At 59.1% G+C, this 15,316-nt stretch carries 15 protein-coding genes; 10 read left to right on the forward strand and 5 right to left on the reverse strand.

Translation table 11 applies throughout. From position 1 onward, the window contains the following. The first annotated feature begins 387 nt into the window (after positions 1-387). The 6 genes from BR83_RS17100 (at position 388) to BR83_RS0103235 (ending at position 2,639) form a co-directional block, all read left to right on the forward strand. Positions 388-555, forward strand: a complete 168-nt coding sequence (locus BR83_RS17100) for a hypothetical protein (protein ID WP_157832955.1) — start codon at positions 388-390, stop codon at positions 553-555. Positions 556-726: 171 nt separating this feature from the next. After that, positions 727-993 (forward strand): AbrB/MazE/SpoVT family DNA-binding domain-containing protein, encoded by a 267-nt coding sequence (locus BR83_RS0103220; RefSeq protein WP_242655842.1) that lies wholly within the window; start codon positions 727-729, stop codon positions 991-993. 11 nt (positions 994-1,004) lie between these two features. Then, the gene (locus BR83_RS14935) at positions 1,005-1,406 is read left to right on the forward strand and encodes a putative toxin-antitoxin system toxin component, PIN family (protein ID WP_242839617.1); all 402 of its coding nucleotides are present in this window, start codon (positions 1,005-1,007) and stop codon (positions 1,404-1,406) included. Between the two features lie 37 nt (positions 1,407-1,443). Next, positions 1,444-1,590, forward strand: coding sequence for a hypothetical protein (locus BR83_RS17105; protein ID WP_157832956.1), 147 nt, complete (start codon positions 1,444-1,446; stop codon positions 1,588-1,590). 20 nt (positions 1,591-1,610) lie between these two features. Next, a complete protein-coding gene (locus BR83_RS0103230) occupies positions 1,611-2,198 on the forward strand; it encodes a Uma2 family endonuclease (RefSeq protein ID WP_027355863.1) in 588 nt (195 codons plus the stop codon). Between the two features lie 69 nt (positions 2,199-2,267). Next, positions 2,268-2,639, forward strand: coding sequence for a nucleotidyltransferase family protein (locus BR83_RS0103235; RefSeq protein ID WP_051617805.1), 372 nt, complete (start codon positions 2,268-2,270; stop codon positions 2,637-2,639). A gap of 71 nt (positions 2,640-2,710) precedes the next feature. Here the strand turns inward: BR83_RS0103235 and BR83_RS0103240 are convergent, their stop codons facing one another. The 3 genes from BR83_RS0103240 to BR83_RS14940 all read right to left on the reverse strand — a co-directional run bounded on the left by BR83_RS0103240 (position 2,711) and on the right by BR83_RS14940 (position 6,891). Next, positions 2,711-3,379, reverse strand: a complete 669-nt coding sequence (locus BR83_RS0103240) for a hypothetical protein (RefSeq protein WP_027355865.1) — start codon at positions 3,377-3,379, stop codon at positions 2,711-2,713. 156 nt (positions 3,380-3,535) lie between these two features. Further along, positions 3,536-5,725 (reverse strand): S-layer homology domain-containing protein, encoded by a 2,190-nt coding sequence (locus BR83_RS0103245; protein ID WP_157832957.1) that lies wholly within the window; start codon positions 5,723-5,725, stop codon positions 3,536-3,538. 44 nt (positions 5,726-5,769) lie between these two features. Beyond that, positions 5,770-6,891 (reverse strand): S8 family peptidase, encoded by a 1,122-nt coding sequence (locus tag BR83_RS14940; RefSeq protein WP_084327048.1) that lies wholly within the window; start codon positions 6,889-6,891, stop codon positions 5,770-5,772. A gap of 452 nt (positions 6,892-7,343) precedes the next feature. Here BR83_RS14940 and BR83_RS0103255 point away from each other — a divergent pair, with 452 nt between their 5' ends. The 4 genes from BR83_RS0103255 to BR83_RS14945 all read left to right on the forward strand — a co-directional run bounded on the left by BR83_RS0103255 (position 7,344) and on the right by BR83_RS14945 (position 10,101). Then, entirely contained in the window at positions 7,344-8,000 is a 657-nt protein-coding gene (locus BR83_RS0103255; RefSeq protein WP_027355868.1) for a sigma-70 family RNA polymerase sigma factor, read from the forward strand. A 34-nt stretch (positions 8,001-8,034) separates the two neighbouring features. Beyond that, on the forward strand, positions 8,035-9,318 hold the full coding sequence (locus BR83_RS0103260; protein WP_084327049.1) for a zf-HC2 domain-containing protein: 1,284 nt from the start codon (positions 8,035-8,037) through the stop codon (positions 9,316-9,318). A gap of 116 nt (positions 9,319-9,434) precedes the next feature. Continuing rightward, on the forward strand, positions 9,435-9,710 hold the full coding sequence (locus BR83_RS0103265; protein WP_013824399.1) for an AbrB/MazE/SpoVT family DNA-binding domain-containing protein: 276 nt from the start codon (positions 9,435-9,437) through the stop codon (positions 9,708-9,710). Positions 9,711-9,822: 112 nt separating this feature from the next. Continuing rightward, on the forward strand, positions 9,823-10,101 hold the full coding sequence (locus tag BR83_RS14945; protein WP_242839612.1) for a type II toxin-antitoxin system VapC family toxin: 279 nt from the start codon (positions 9,823-9,825) through the stop codon (positions 10,099-10,101). A 24-nt stretch (positions 10,102-10,125) separates the two neighbouring features. On the opposite strand, the gene BR83_RS0103275 is transcribed toward BR83_RS14945, so the two are convergent. Further along, positions 10,126-10,680 carry a Uma2 family endonuclease gene (locus tag BR83_RS0103275; protein ID WP_027355870.1) on the reverse strand — a complete coding sequence of 185 codons (555 nt, stop codon included), beginning with the start codon at positions 10,678-10,680 and terminating at the stop codon, positions 10,126-10,128. 112 nt (positions 10,681-10,792) lie between these two features. Then, positions 10,793-15,094, reverse strand: coding sequence for a S8 family serine peptidase (locus tag BR83_RS16325; RefSeq protein WP_051617808.1), 4,302 nt, complete (start codon positions 15,092-15,094; stop codon positions 10,793-10,795). Positions 15,095-15,316: the final 222 nt, after the last annotated feature.

Consider the following 15,316-nt stretch of genomic DNA (forward strand, 5'->3'; position numbering starts at 1 on the left):
GGCAAGGGCTTTTCCTGCCGACCATCCCCCCCCCTTTGCCGTTTTTCCCGTCTCCTGGTGCATCCGGGCTGCGATTGGTGCTGCCATTTTGTTCCTCCGGGTGCAGTAAGCACCCTCGTTAACCAGTCAGTCACCGGGGAAGGTATATTCTACACCGCCATCCAGAATTCCTCCTGGACTGGACGGGCCTTCCTCGGTTACCTGGTTAGTTAGACAACCGGAAGGGCGAAAAAGTTCCACCCGGCAGAAAAATTTTTTTTGGGGGCCACCGGCACATGTTGTAATGCAAACAGCGATTGCCAAATGGTCTACCTCAAGGGACATGTTTTTAAGGTTCGTCGCATCAACACTCTGTTTGATGTATAATCAGAGAAGGAGGTGGTTTTCATGACCCGTGAAGTCCTTGTAGATGAGCTACTCAAGCTCCCGCCCGGTGAGCTGAAGCAGGTGCTGGATGTGCTTGTCGAAAAGCTTGTTGTCAGGCAGGATCTGGAACTGGCCAGGGAGATCATTGAGCAGTACAGGCCGGCTCTGGAGGAACTGGCTTCCAGATGAAGTGGATAACCCCACAGGCTGTGGAAATGATACACGAAGACGTTATCAGGACTACTGGTGGAGCTGGTGGTATCCGCGACCGCGATCCGGGTTGCGCACCTTCTTTCCTATTGTTTACTGTATGAATTCATGCTAGACTATAGTAAGAAAACTACCAAAGGAGAGATGCATGTGGAGTTCGTATCTCCAACTCCTAAAGGTCAGGTGACAATTCCCAAGCCCATCCGCGATGCCCTGGGTCTCACGCCCAAAACCAAACTGCGGGTGTATGCTGATAGGGGCAGGGTGGTTCTGGAACCTGTGTCTCCCCTGGATAGCCTTCTGGAGGAGCTGGAAGCCGAAGCCCGCCAGAAAGGATATACCAGAGAAGATCTGGAACGGGAAGTCGAGGCCGTGCGGGAACAACTGATCAAGAAACTTTACCCGGCGGGAGATTAACTGTGCGGGTAATGCTTGATACCAACGTGCTCATCTCCGGCATGGTTTTTTCTGGGCCGGAGCGACGCTTGCTGGAAGTCATTCGAGAAGATCATGTTCTCGTGGTTGACGATTTCCTCCTGGTGGAAACCCGGGAAGTGCTGACGCGCAAGTTCCCAGGCAGAGAACAGCTTATTAACATCATGTTGCAATCCTTCAAGGTTGAAAAACATCCGATGCCCCCGGCGGAGAAAATTCGGGAGGCGGCAAGGCACCTTCGCGACCCGAAAGACGCTGCTGTCCTGGCCTCGGTACTACTTGCGAATCCGGACATCTTCGTCAGCGGGGACAAGGACCTGCATACTCCGGACGTACGGGCCCTGGCCCGTGTATTCACAACAAGAGAAGCATTAATGCTGCTGGAAAAGGGATGAAGCTGCTGCTCACGCATTGTTTCTTGCCGGGTGTATTTTGAACTCTTACTTTGATTATTACGTCTCGTTTGTCCTGGCCGCATCCAGAAACGTAAAGCCGGTCACGGGCGACCGCCGCCTGTTCAACGCAGCCGGCGCGCATCTTCCCTGGATCGTCTGGATTGAAGAATGGCAAAGGGAATAGAGAGGCGGGGAGTGATTTCTGTGACCGGGACAGCACCCAGGGAATCTTCCCTCCGGGGTACACTGACTTACGCCGATTACCTGCAAATCGACGACGGGCGTCAATACGAATTGATCGAGGGGGAACTGGTTTTGACACCTCCGCCCGGTTTTTTGCACCAGCACATAGCGGCCGGCGTCGGTGGGCTTTTACGGGCTTACGTGGATAAGCACAACATGGGACTGGTTTTATTTGCACCTTTTGATGTGGTGCTGGCCGACAACCTGGTTTTGCAGCCGGACGTCCTCTACCTTTCCCGGGAGCGCTTCGACCTGCTCACCGAAAATTGCCTGAAAGGCGCGCCGGATCTGGTGGTGGAAGTTCTTTCACCGGCCTCGGGGCGCCGCGACCGGCTGGAAAAAAGCAGGCTCTACCTGAAACATGGGTTGAAGGAGTACTGGGTGGTGGATCCTTCCGCCCAGACCGTGGAAATATTCAGTGCGGGGGAAAAGGGCTGGCTTCTGGCCGGCGCGTACGGCCCGGAAGATACACTTAGCTCTCCCCTTCTTCCCGGTTTCTCCGCCAACGGGGAAGAAATATTCCGCCTGCCTGAAGGGCTGGTGCTGTAATCCCCGGGCTTTTTTCTTGACCTGATAAATAATGAAGCGACTGACATGGATTAAAGCGTGGTGGTTTCCATGCCCGTTTACAGCGAACACGATGCAGCCGAGTTGCGATCTTGTCTTTTTAAACTTCGCAGGCAGTGCGAGCGGGAATTGGCAGAAAGGAAAAAAGCGGCCCTAGCCGCCGCCAAACGGGCCGCCGGTGTAGTCCGCCGGCATGGCGGCTGCCGGGTCTGGCTTTTCGGTTCCCTGGCCGGAGGCGGCCGGTTTGACGAGCATTCGGACATCGACCTGGCTGTGGCGGGCCTGCCCCGGGAGGCGGATTTCTGGCGGCTCTATGCCGATGTTCTGGCGGCAGCGGAACCTTTTTCCGTGGACCTGGTGTTGATGGAAGCGGCCGGGCCGGAACTGAGGGAAAACATCCGCCGGCATGGCGTGGAAATTTAGCTGCCCGGCTGCCTTTTCGATGATGCCAGCGCGCTGATTAATCATTTATCCTGTTCCCGGGCGGCCTTTTCCTACTGCACCGGCCTTAGCATATCGAAGTTAACTATCTCCAGAATGTCCCCCCGTACCACCATGGCGTATATGCCGTTTTTGGTAAGCAGGTCCACCGTGTTTCCAGCCATGTCCAGGGCGGCGTAAATGGGCACCACCCGGCGGCTTTTTATCTCCGGGATGAATTCGGGCAGTTCAGCCAGCTTTTCGACAAAGTCGTATACGTACTCCACCCGGTTGGGCGAAGCCTTCACCTCCACCACAAAGGCCAGGTCCCCGGCCAGGGCCAGGATATCTACCTCAAAGGTCCGGCCATCCCGGCGTATCTTCCGGCGGGGCATCACGTCTTTTACGACCACATGGAAGTATTTCTCTATAGCCAGGTCTATAGAAGGCACAAAAATATCTTCGATGAGGGTACCCATTTTACGGGCCAGTTCCCCCCATTTTTTGTTCATTTCGTCCTTGAAGTCCTTCATCTCATCCTTGAAAACTTTCATCTCGTCTTTGAAGGCTTTCATCTCGTCTTTGAAGTCCTTCATCTCGTCCTTGAAGGCCTTCATCTCCGCTTTAAATTCTTCCATGCCCTCGGCCAACTGCTTCAACTTGATCTCCGTCAGCCTTGACTCGTAGGCCAGCTCCATCATGGCCTTTTCCAGCGCGCTGAGCTTTTTAGCCACCGTACTCAAAGGCAACACATCCTTTCAAGGGGGGTGGGTGCCTCCATGAAATTAAAGTTGCCCGCACCTGTCATAATTTAATCTTATCATGAGAGAACACCTGCCACAACCACCGGAACACAGTAATATAGAAATTTTTGGGGGCGGAAAACCCGCCCCTTTTCCTTACAGATTGGTTGATCCGGCATCGATCACCCGCAGGACCGGACCGCGCATGTAGATGTTGGGTCCCGGGACGAGGTAACCCTTCACCCGTATATTCCGGCCCAGGTGGGCATCGAGCCACAGGGAGAGGGCCTGATCCGAACGGTCTGCGATCAACACGTAGTTCCTGTCTCCTACGAGCAGCTCGTAGTGCGGCCGCTCGACGGTGCTCATCACGAGCCTGCCTTCCAGGGTGACGGCTTCCTCGAAGAGTCCCAGCCGGTCGCCCAGGCGGGCCAGAAGCGTTGCACACTGCGCTCTGGTCACCATGGACCCGGGTGCAAACAGCCGGTCATCCATGCCCCGCATCAGGCCGCGGGCGTAAGCGGCGGCCACTGCCTGCCGCGCCCAGGGGGCTATTTCATTCTCATCGGCAAAGTTTGCCGCAGGAGCACTGCCGGACAACCCGGACAGGCGCACCACTACGGCGGCCATTTCCTGCCGGGTGAGGGTGGCGTCCGGCCGGAAGTTGCGCCCGTCACCCGCAAGCAGCCCGGCCCGGGCCGCCGCTTCCACCGCCCCGTAGTACCAGGCGGACGGTTCAACGTCGGCAAAGGTGGGAGATTCCGGCCGCACTTCGGAGAGGTCCAGGAGTTTCACCAGCAGCGCGGCCAGCTCGGCCCGGGTTACCGGTTTCCCGGGCCGGAAAGTGCCGTCCTCATAGCCGCCAATGATCCCCCGGCCGGCCATAAGCTCGATGTCCTTCTGTGCCCAGTGGGCGCCAGCGTCTTTAAAGGTCCTTTTGAGAGCAAAGAGGGCATAGCTGGAGAAGTGGGCCAGTTCCTCCACCACGGTGCCCTTCTCCCGGTTAAGCCTGCCGCCCACCGCCGCCCAGGTTCCGTCGTCGTTCTGCCGGAAAACCTGAAGCGTCCGCGAGTCCAGGCTTCCCAGCCTGGATGCATCGTATTTGATGCCGACCTTCACCGGTCTGGCCAGGGGCGCGGAAGTCTGGAAGCTCAGCACCGGGCTTGCCGCCATAGCTCCAGCAGGGGCACCGGCCGGAGTTTCCGCGGCCACCGTAACGGTGAGGCTGGCATCTTTGGGCAGTGCACCGGCGGGAATGTCGATGGACACCAGGCCGTTTAAAACTTCCGCCTTTTGGGCTTCACCCGTGGCTTTCAGTTCCGCGGTTCCCGGAGCAGGTTCGACCTTCGGCTGCGGGGCCGGAGCACCGCCGCCGCCACCAACGCCGCCTCCTCCGCCACCACTGCCACCAGTGGACGAAGGCAGGGTGTTAACGTGGGCGAGGACCTTCTCCAGGTTCAGCGTGCCGCCGGAGGATACCAGTCCGTTCAGGGAACTCAATGTAGTTACATTATCCTTCAATATTTTTATCAGCCCGGCAGGGCCGAGGTTATTGCGCAGGGACAGGGCCAGCGCCGCCCCACCGGAAACAAAGGGCGCGGCCATGGAGGTGCCGTCCCAGGAAGCGTAAGGCTGCGGGCGCAAGGCAATTTTCGCTTCAGGTGAATCCACCAGGAAAAGGGAGAAATATGCGGGAAGAGCAAAGTCATAAAAAACCCCCTCGTACGGTTCCGCCAGGCCCTCGGCGGCCAGCAAATTGTACGATTGACCGGTCATTTGAGCATGAAGATAATTATTCACAAAATCCCCGGCACCGGCAGCTGCAGCCCACCCGCTTAAGAAAAGCCTGCCCCCGTTTTCCAGGTAGCCAGCCAGGTAGACCTGGTCGTTCACCGTCAGGTTCGGGCTGTCAACAACCAACCCCGGACCATCTTCCCAGTGCCAGGCGCTCCCCGGCGCCTGGCCGGTGAACCAGAGCACGCCCGCATAGGCCGCCGCATCCACCGGAGGACAATCTCCACCGTAAGCTACCCGGCAGGTTGTGTAAACGTAGCCTGCCGTGGAGAGAACGTTAAGATATAAGTTGCTTACATCGGGCAGATTTAAAGGTCCGTATGGCGTATCTATTTGTTTACCCGACTGGTCGTCATCCACCACCAGCAGGGGCCTGTCCATTGTTTCTTCAGGGGTTATGCCCAGGAAGTTGTATACAGCCCGCACCACACTGTCATAAACCGCACCGGCTGTACTCAGTGCCTCCGCGCCGAAGCCCCACAACATCACCCTGTCTCCATAGACTTCGTCGTAAACCGCCAGGGCCACTCCGGCGTCACCAAAGGTGGGCACGGTGCTTAAAATGCCTTCCCCCGGGGCGGCTAAAGCAACGGACTTCAAGCCGTAGTTCGAGAAGCTAGCAAGGCCCCCCCATTGGGACCGGCCGGATCTGCCAGCGCCGCCACGCCGGTGATGTTGGGCAGGGCCGGATATGTAACGCCGTCTATCACATTATCCATACAGAAGCCGGCGGGATAATACGGGCTGGTATCGTTATCCTGTCCTTCGTTTCCGGCAGCAGCAACAAAAAGTATGCCCGGGTGATCTTTGATGGCATTGTACATGAGCAGGTCAAATTCAAGAGTCTCAAAGCTCATATTTACCACCCTGGCCCCATTTTTTGCGGCATAATCGATAGCCGCCACAATGGCCTCCGTGGTGAAAACGCCGTTGCGATCCGCCGCCTTGAGGGCCATAATCTTTACACCCGGAGCTACTCCAACAACACCCTTTCCATTGCCGGCAACGGCGGCGATGATCCCGGCCACATGGGTGCCGTGGCCCAGTTCGTCCATGGGATCGTTATCCGGCCGGGAATTGAGAAAGTCACTGCCGATGAAATCATATCCAACCGTATCGTCTATATAACCGTTACCGTCGTCGTCCTTACCATTACAGGCAACTTCCCCGGTATTGCGCCAGATGTTATCCTTTAAATCAGGATGTTTATAATCCACCCCGGTGTCAATGACGGCCACAATGATGCCCTCTCCTGTTGCATAATTCCACGCTTCGGGAGCCTTTGTTCCGTATTGCCCACTGAGACCCCACTGCTGCCCGTAGAGAGGGTCATTTACGTTGATTGCACAGGGACGGTAGATATAGTTCGGCTGTGCATATTCCACCCGGGGGTCTTTTTTCAGTGCTTCTATTGCCTTTTCCACGTCCTCATCCGTTTTAAAAAGCGAAGCGCCATCCGGCAGGGCCTTCTTTTCTGCCAGGCCCAGCCCCCTGTGGGTGGTAAACAGCCGGCTTTTGGCTTCTGCCGTCTTAACCTCCGGCTTGAACTTGACGATTATCTCACCCGGCACATAGGGTGCCGGTACCGCATTCTTCCCGCCCTTAGCACCGGGTAGAAAGGGCAGAGGGCTCGCGAACGCCGGTCCTGCTACCGCAGCCGCCAGCAGCACGGCGGTCACCATGGTGGCCATGGCCTTGCGAAACTTCAACACATTCATCTCCTTCCCCCATAATAGTTGCTGAAAAAAGCAATTTCGATGTTTTCTATGATTTTCCTCCAGCTTAATCCGGACAATTTTGTGGATACACGCGGATGATACACAGGTTAAAAAGTTAAGGCATCGTCGCTTCTGCCTTTATTTGTGACCTCGATCATGTTCAGGTTACATTTTAGTTTCCATAGTTAACTAATTGCTCCAGCAGGCGGAACATGGTATTATGTATTTATGTAAGAAATGGAGCGTATGAGGCCCTGTTTGGAGGTAATTTTCCTGCACGAAATTCGGAGAGTAAATGATGGGGGGATTACCTCCAAAATTGTGCGTGCCAGTGCGTATTTAATATGTACAAATTTTTTGCCCCAACCCTTTGCCGGTTGGAACTTTTGTCCGCAAAAAGGTGTCTAACAGGTAAGACGAGGTTTGGGGCATCTGGCAGGAGTGGCTTCCCATTGGATGCCGTCAAACACCTGATACAGCGTTCCCAGGAACAGGATCTGGTAGCTTTTGAGCAGCTGGTGCAGATGTACCAGCAAAGGGTATACAGCCTGAGCTACCAGTTAACCGGCAACCATGCCGATGCCCAGGATCTGGCCCAGGAGGTTTTTATCCGGGCATTCCGCTCATTGGACGGCTTCCGTTTTGAGGCGGATTTCGGCACCTGGCTACACCGCATTACCGTCAACCTGTGGCTGAATATCAAACGGCGGCGCGGTAATGTGACCCTAATTTCACTGGACGAACCGGTACATACCTCTGACGGGGAAGTTACGCGGGAGGTGGCGGCCGCTGCCGGCGACCCGGAGGAGGAACTGGAGGAAAAGGAATTCCGGAGCCTGGTGGGCAGAGCCTTGAAGGAGCTGCCAGGCGAACAGCGGGCCGTGCTCATCCTGCGTGAAGTGGAAGGTTACAGCTACGATGAAATTGCCCGGATGCTTGATCTTTCCCTGGGCACGGTAAAATCCCGGCTGAACCGGGCGCGGGATGCTTTGAGAAAAAAGGTGACCGCCCTGGCGGCGGAAGCGGGCGTGACCCTGCCGGCGGGGAAAAGCAGGCCGGGGCGGGTGGTGGCTTTGAAAGAAGGAGCCGGCGCGGGCCGGGCCAGGTGAGTGCCCTCCGGCCGGACATACGAGCGGCAAGAAGGTGAACATCGTGAATTGCCGGGAAGCAAGACAATTATTGTACCCCTGGCTGGACGGGGTGGCGACGGAAGAGGAAGCCCGCCGGCTGCAGGAGCACCTGCGGGAGTGCTCCGCCTGCGCCGGGGAACTGGCGGGGTGGCGGGCCATAACTTCAGCGTTGAAAGGGCTTGCCGCTGAGGCGGCCCCGCCGGAGGGGTTCAGCACCGGGATAATAACCCGGCTGAGGGAGTCTACGGCTGAAACGGGGGCAGGCGGGCTGCCCGTGCCCGGAACGGCAGAAACGGCCGCCGCCGGCGGGCCGGACGCCACCCGGGCGGACGGTGACGGAACGGGGAAACGGGCCCCCGGCACCTGGTGGCGGAAGCTGACCGTCACCTGGCGCAGGGGACTGGCGGCAGCCGCCGCCGTGGTCATACTGCTGGCGGGCTCGGCCAGCTTTGCCGCCCGCTACTGGTGGCCGCCGGAGGAGACGAAAGGCCCGGCCATGGTGGTGGATAACTCCGGGCAGGGTGAACAGGACCGGGACAACAGCAGCACAGCAGCGGAAAACAGGAAGGAAACGGTCGCCCGGGCACCGGCGGGTGCCGGGAGCCAGCTCCCGGAAGAACGCACTCCCGGCGAAGATAATGGCCAGCCCGCCGCCCCCGGTGGAGATAACGGGCAGGAAAACGTGGAAAGCAGCGGCACCGGTGAGCCACCTTCACCGGACCCGGCCGCCGCTGAAGAGGGACGGGAGGACCGGACCGGCCAGCCCCGGAAGGACGGCAGCCGGGAGGACATGGCTGTGGCGGCAAACACCGGGCAGCCTGAAGGCAGCAGGGTAGAAAGCAGGGCTGACATCGTGCCGCGGGTGTTCCTGAACCAGTCCCGCACCATAGAAAGCACCCTGCTCAAGGTGGAGGTTTCCGACCTGGCGGCGGCTAAAAACGCCCTGCTGGCCGCGGCGGGAGGCGCCAGCTACCAGAGCTTCGGCCGGCAACAGGTAGAAGGAAAGACGGTGGAGATCCTGCGCTTTGTGATTCCGGTGGAGCGGGCCACCCACTTCACCGCCACGGCCACCGGCCTTGGCCGGGTGCTGGACCGGCAGCAGCAGAGCCAGGATATATCCCAGCAGTTCGCCTCCACCCTGGACCGCTACCGGGCCCTGATCGCCAGGCACAACCAGACCACCGATAAGGCCGAGGCGGAGGCCCTGGAGCAGCAGATCAAATCCCTGGAGCAGCAGCTGGCCGCGTGGGACCGGGAAGCCGGCCAGCAGGTAGTGGTGGTATGGCTGCAGGAGTAGTCATTGAATTTTAAACCGGGTTCAGCTTAATGTTGAGCCCGGTTTTTTGTTGACTTTCAAAGCTGGAGAAGTTTAAAATATACGTAAGGAAATCTTACCATGAAAGGAGTGTGTCCATGTCCGAACATTTTGAAGTGGTTAAAGTAACTTCAAAGGGACAGATGACAATTCCAGTACGGGCCAGAAAATTAATAGGTATAAAGGAAGGTGATCACCTGGCCGTTTATATCAACGGTAACGAAATTATCATGCGCAAGTTTACACCGTTCAAACAGGCATCTGCCAGGGATGCCATTTTTAAACTGATTGGTAAGGGTACGGGACCGGTAGACCTGGCCGAAAAACATGACCAATACCTGACAGAGGCCAAAGAAAGGAAAATGAAAGAATGACCCTGCTGGTAGATTCCAGTGCTGTGCTGGCCCTGCTTAACAGCCGCGACCAATGGCATGAAACTGCCGTTACGTCCTGCAGGATCTGGTAGCCCAAAAGGCCTCTCTTTTGATGACCAATTTTCTGATAGCCGAATCTCATACTTTGTTGCTAACACGGTTGGGCCATGATCTGGCCAGACAATGGCTCCTGACTTTTGACTGGAACGTTGTGCGTGTGTCCCCGGAGGACGAACAGACAGCCAGGGAAATAATTAAAAAATACCGGGATAAAGATTTTTCTTTTACTGATGCAACCAGTTTTGCAGTGATGTACAGATACGGCATCAATCTGGCTTTTACGTTTGACCGGCATTTCAAGCAGTACGGTTTTGAAACTGTGGGCATCTAATCTTTAACCCCCGGCTTGCGAGTATTATTCCATGAAAATATCTTTCAGCTCAATTTCCAGCCCGGGCAGCAGGGGGGAAACCAGCGTCTCCCCTTCGTCGTAAATCCCGCTGCGGTTCCAATCCTTCTCCCCCCGCACAAACACTTCCACAAGCTGCAGGGACGGGTCCACCAGCCAGTATTCCTGCACCCCGCCGGCGTAATAAAGCTGGCTTTTTTCCTTACGGTCGTATTTGGCCGTGGAGGGCGATAGAACTTCCACCACCAGGTCCGGGGCGCCGCTGATATTGGTTTCCTGGACAATGGAAAGCCGGTCTTTTAAAATAATCACCAGGTCGGGGGACACCACCTGGTCACCGAAAAGCACATCAACGTCCAAATACAGTTCCCCTGCACGATTTTGCCGCAAGTAACCCTCCAGCACAGTAACCAGGCGGGAGACAATTTTCTGGTGACGCGGTCCAGGCCTGGGTACCATAACCAGTTTCCCTCCGACAACTTCGTAATCACGGCCATCATCCAGCTTCAGGTAATCCTCATAGGTGTAACGGCGGTCCGTCAAGATGGTTAAGCCTTCCATTCTTATCACCCCTTTTAACCCGGCGTTTGTGCCATTGCGTCCATGGTACACTCCTTTTGAGCAAACTTTCCCTTTTACGAATTTTAACATTAGAACAAAAAAAAGAAAAGCCTCAGTCAGAGGCAGTAATCAACGCCCGCAAACGCCAGGCAATAACCGCCGCCTGAGCGCGGGTTAGGGGCCGGGCGGGGCCGAAATCACCGCCGGGATAACCGGACATCAGCCGCGTTTCCGTCACCAGAGCAACGGAGGTGCACGCCCAGTCCGGCACGGCATGCCAGTCCCGGTAAGGAGGAGATGGACTTCCCTCCGCTCCCCCGGCGGCATCCGCCATTGGACCGGCAGGGGAGCCGCTCCCTTCAGTTCCTCTGGCCAGGCCGGTCACCTGCAGCACCCGGGCCATGATGGCCGCCGCTTCCGCCCGGCTGAGCGGCCGGTCCGGTTTAAAGGTTCCATCCGGGTACCCGGAAACGATGCCCCGGAGGATGGCTTCCCGGATTCCTTTTTCAGCCCAGGACGGCAGGTCGGAGGGTATGGAAACCCCGGACCCCTCCCGGGCGCCGGAATCCGGGCTTTTTCCGGGAACGTCACCCCCGGAGGCCGGAACCGCCGGCCCCCTGTCGCCGCCGCCGTCCCATCCCAGCACCCGCACCAGCATGGCGGTAAACTCGGCCCGGGTAACCGATTTTTCAGGCAGAAACTTCCCGCCCGGATAGCCACTTACCAGGCCCAGACGGGCCAGTTCCCCGATTTCCTTCCCGGCCCAATGGCCGGAAAGGTCGCTGAACAGGGCCTCCAGGGGTACGGTCAGGTATTCTCCCGTTACACCCCCGCTTCGCGTGTCAACCGCCACCAGCTGCAGGGTATCGCCGGTATTCCGGGGCAGATTGATTTCAAAGTAGCCCCGGGCGGGCGTTACCGGCAGGCGATCACCCTCCTGCGTATATAGATAAATCTTTGTGGCCGAGGTTTTGCCTTTTACTATAAAACCATCACCTGCCGGCCGGCAGGCGGCCTGCAGGGAGGGAGCCGGCACTCCATCGCGGGAGCGGGCCTTAATGGCCGCCACCACCCCTGTCCCTCCCTGCAGAGGTGTAAGAACAGTAAATTCCGCTTCCTCCCCGGGCAGCAGATCCCCGGCATCCACGGGATAGCCGTTTTTGGTGATCAGGGCGCGGGGAGAAAGTAGCCCCTCCTGCCCCCCGGAGAAAAGAACCGTTCCCCGGACCGGTTCTATTTCTTCCAGCCGGGCCCGGCCTTCGGCCAGTACCCCGGCCACATCTATCCGCGCGGCACGCTGTGACCCGCCGGAAAGGAGCACCCGCACCCATTCCCCGGGCAAAAGGGAAGAAGGATCGCCGGGCCGGCCCCACCGGAAAAAAGCCGTGCCGGGGGTAACGGTTACGGAGCGCATTTTATTCCGGCCATCCAGCAGGAGCAGGGACCGGCTGTTTTCTTTATAAAAGATCACCTGGCCGTAGACCACCTGCCGGTGGGCGTCAACGGCTATGGCCTGGTCCCCGGCCAGAAGTAGACACACATGGTCTCCCGGGGCCAGGTCGCCGGGGGAAGCGGGTTCACCGTCCAGGGTCACCGGCAGGCCGGGCAGGAGGCTGTAGCGCCCCGCCCCCCGCAGCTTCAGCCAGCTCCCGGATGGTCCCGCTTCCTCCACCGTACCCGCAGCCAGGGTGCGCTGTACCGCCAGGTAGACCACTTCGTCCTGGCCCGGGGAAAGCATCAGCCTTACTTTCATCCCCGGGGCCAGTTGCGCCAGGTCACCGGCCACCGGGTACCCGTAGGGCAGGTCCTCGGGGCTGGCGTCCACCAGGTTATCTTCAAAAGTACACCCGGCGCCAGCGGCCAGCGGGTAAGGTTTTTCCCGCCCCAGCAGGTTAACCTGACCGCGTTCTCCATCCACCCGGTCAATTATTCCTTCCACTTCCCTGAACCTTATCCAGACCCGCCAGGCCGTCTGGGTGGAAGGGTTTATGGAAGCCCTCACCTGCACGCCGGGAGGAATGTCCAGATCACCCGCCGGGAGGTCGTTGACCCACAGGGGGGTTTCCGCCTGCCGGTTCAGGTAAAAGCCCCCTTCCCCCGGTCGGGAGCCGGCTTCCAGGAGCAGGGTACCCGCTGCCAGGGGCAGCAGTTCCACGGCATTATCACGCCAGATGCTGCCGGCCACATAAAGGATGCGGTTCCCGTCACCCAGGTAAGCTTCCGCGCCGGGCAGGACAGAATCCGGGGACCAGTCCTGCAGCCTGCTGCCCAGGGCAGCACGTGCTTCCCGGGGGAAGGGGGCCGTACCGCCGTCAGTGAAACGAACGAGCTGCCCGCTCCCGTCCACGGCGGCAGTAATCTTCTTCTCCAGAGGCTGACCGTAAACCAGGGCGAAATCCTGGCCGGGAGGCGCACCGGGTTCCGCACCCCGGCGCACATCCGTGCCCCGCACGATAACCGTATAGGTACCCGGAGCCGGGCTGGATATCACCACCCGCTCCACGTTATTGCGGTCGTCCCGCCTGCCGCTGCCATCATCGTTGCCCGGGTATTCCCTGCCGTCCGGGCCGACCACCACCAGATCCAGGTCGTTGACCAGCGCCCTGTCCGCTCCCGGCTCGGCGGGCGGGTCGGTCCAGGCCAGGGTGGCCTTGAAGGAACGTGAAGAATCTTTCACGGTAAAGCGGTAGACCCTGCTTTCCCCGCCGGCCAGGGGGGTGGCTTCATCGGCGTAAAGGAAGGTCTTTTCCGCCAGCCCCAGCACCGTGGCGGCCAGGTCCAGGCGGCCGAAGCCCCCTCCCTCCCCTTCCACGGGGGCAGCCCCGTTGATCAGGGCCGCCTTGAGCAGGGCCGCCGACGGGTCCTTATGGCCCGCCTGCTGGAAATACTGCCGCAGGAGGGCGGCCGCCCCGCCGGTGACGGCCGCCGCCATGCTGGTTCCCTGCAGGCGGGTGTACTGCTGGTTGGAGGGGAAATTCCCCTTCACCAGGGGGGAACGGGCCGAAACGATCCCTGTCCCCGGCGCCACCAGGTCGGGACGGATGCGCCCGTCCCCGGCCGGCCCCCGGCTGGAGAAGGAAGCCACTTCCCCCGCGTCGTCGCTGGCGGGGCCGAAGGAGGGCCGCACGTTTTCGCTGGCCCCCACTACCAGGGCGTTCTTGCTGTTGGCTTCGGCGGTGATGGTTCCCGCCCCCGGGCCGGAGTTGCCCGCACCGTAAATGATCAGGAAATCCGGGTTCTGCCGCACAAAGGCATCGGTCCGGGCGGCACTGCTCAGGTAAGCGTTCACGGGAACGCCCCAGCCGTCCACATGAATGCGGGCGGCCGCGGCATAGGCCGGGCGGAACAGGTTCGCCAGATCCGCCGGGGGATCCACCTTCCCTTCCTTATTGAGGATGGCCTCAAAATAAAGGCTGGCCCCCGGGGCCAGCCCGGCAAACTTCCCGCCGGAAGCGGCACCGGTCCCGGCTATGGTGGCCGCCATGTGGGTGCCGTGCCCCACCGGGTCATCGGCCCGGTCACGCCCGGACCAGGATTTAAGCATGATCACCTTTGGTTTCTGTCCCGGGATGTCCTTCAGGTCGGGGTGGAGGTTGTCCAGGTTACCGTCACCCAGACCGCTGTCGGCCAGGGCCACCACCTGGCCGGCCCCGTTCAGGCCGCCGGGTACCACAAACCCGGGAACCTGCAGGGGCGCCGCGCCCGTTATGGCTGCCGCCCGGTCGTTCAGGAAACGCGGTTCGACATAGGGCTCGATGCGCAGCACCAGGGGCGAGGAGGCCAGCTCAGGCAGTTCCTTTCGGGGCAGGCGCGCCCGCAACACGTTCCCCTCCTCGTCCAGTCCCCGCAGCACCTCTCCCCCGCGAGCCCTCACCAGAGCGGCCAGGTCCTCTTTATCCCGGGGTAACAGGGTTACCAGGTTAACTGTAATTACGGCGTCGTCCCGGGCCGGGCCGGGTCCGGAGGTTACCACCGCATCGCGGGCGGTCCCCGCCGTGCCCTTCGACGCAGGGATGATGCCGGCTCCTTCCAGGGTTTTCAGCTTTTCCTCCTGCAGGCGGGGCTTCACATCACCCACAAACGGCAGTCGGGCCAACTCCTCCACTCTATCTCTGGAACAGCGTACGACCAGGACATCCCCGCCCGTGAATTCGCCTACCCCGGCCAGCCGGCGCAACTGCTCCAGCTCCGCCGGCCGCGGCTGGCGGGAAAGGTGCAGTGTATAAAGCTCCTGCCCCTTAAGAGTGATTCCGGCGGCCTGCTCATCCTCGCCGCCCGGAGCGGTGCCGGACACCCCGGCATGGGTCCGGCCGTTCTGCAGGCCCGGCAGGGCGCAGGCAAAAAGCAAACCAATTCCCGCTGCCAGAAAAAGCAAAACCGCCGGCAAACGGTAGCGCTGAAACCATTTACGCATAATCCGGTCTCCTTAAAAAGAACAGGGCTTATTTCCTGTTACTGACTGAAATGAAAATTCGACACAAAAATTGGACTTTCCTGCCGCTATGGATAAAAACTCAAGTTTTAAGACGTTTTTTAGGGGTAAAAAGTTTCACCGGGAAGGGTTGGGAGCAAAAAAATTTTTTACACATGGTTCTTGACTGATAAGAAAGGTCATGATATCCTGCAAGTAAGAATG

This window comes from Desulfofundulus thermocisternus DSM 10259, from assembly GCF_000686645.1.
Lineage (GTDB): Bacteria > Bacillota > Desulfotomaculia > Desulfotomaculales > Desulfovirgulaceae > Desulfofundulus > Desulfofundulus australicus.

What these genes read in the sequence shown, in the direction of transcription:
- BR83_RS17100 (WP_157832955.1), top strand. Translation starts at nt 388, where the DNA reads ATGACCCGTGAAGTCCTTGTAGATGAGCTACTCAAGCTCCCGCCCGGT.
- BR83_RS14935 (WP_242839617.1), top strand. Translation starts at nt 1,005, where the DNA reads ATGCTTGATACCAACGTGCTCATCTCCGGCATGGTTTTTTCTGGGCCG.
- BR83_RS0103235 (WP_051617805.1), top strand. Translation starts at nt 2,268, where the DNA reads ATGCCCGTTTACAGCGAACACGATGCAGCCGAGTTGCGATCTTGTCTT.
- BR83_RS14940 (WP_084327048.1), bottom strand. Translation starts at nt 6,891, where the DNA reads ATGAATGTGTTGAAGTTTCGCAAGGCCATGGCCACCATGGTGACCGCC.
- BR83_RS0103265 (WP_013824399.1), top strand. Translation starts at nt 9,435, where the DNA reads ATGTCCGAACATTTTGAAGTGGTTAAAGTAACTTCAAAGGGACAGATG.
- BR83_RS14945 (WP_242839612.1), top strand. Translation starts at nt 9,823, where the DNA reads ATGACCAATTTTCTGATAGCCGAATCTCATACTTTGTTGCTAACACGG.
- BR83_RS0103275 (WP_027355870.1), bottom strand. Translation starts at nt 10,680, where the DNA reads ATGGAAGGCTTAACCATCTTGACGGACCGCCGTTACACCTATGAGGAT.
- BR83_RS16325 (WP_051617808.1), bottom strand. Translation starts at nt 15,094, where the DNA reads ATGCGTAAATGGTTTCAGCGCTACCGTTTGCCGGCGGTTTTGCTTTTT.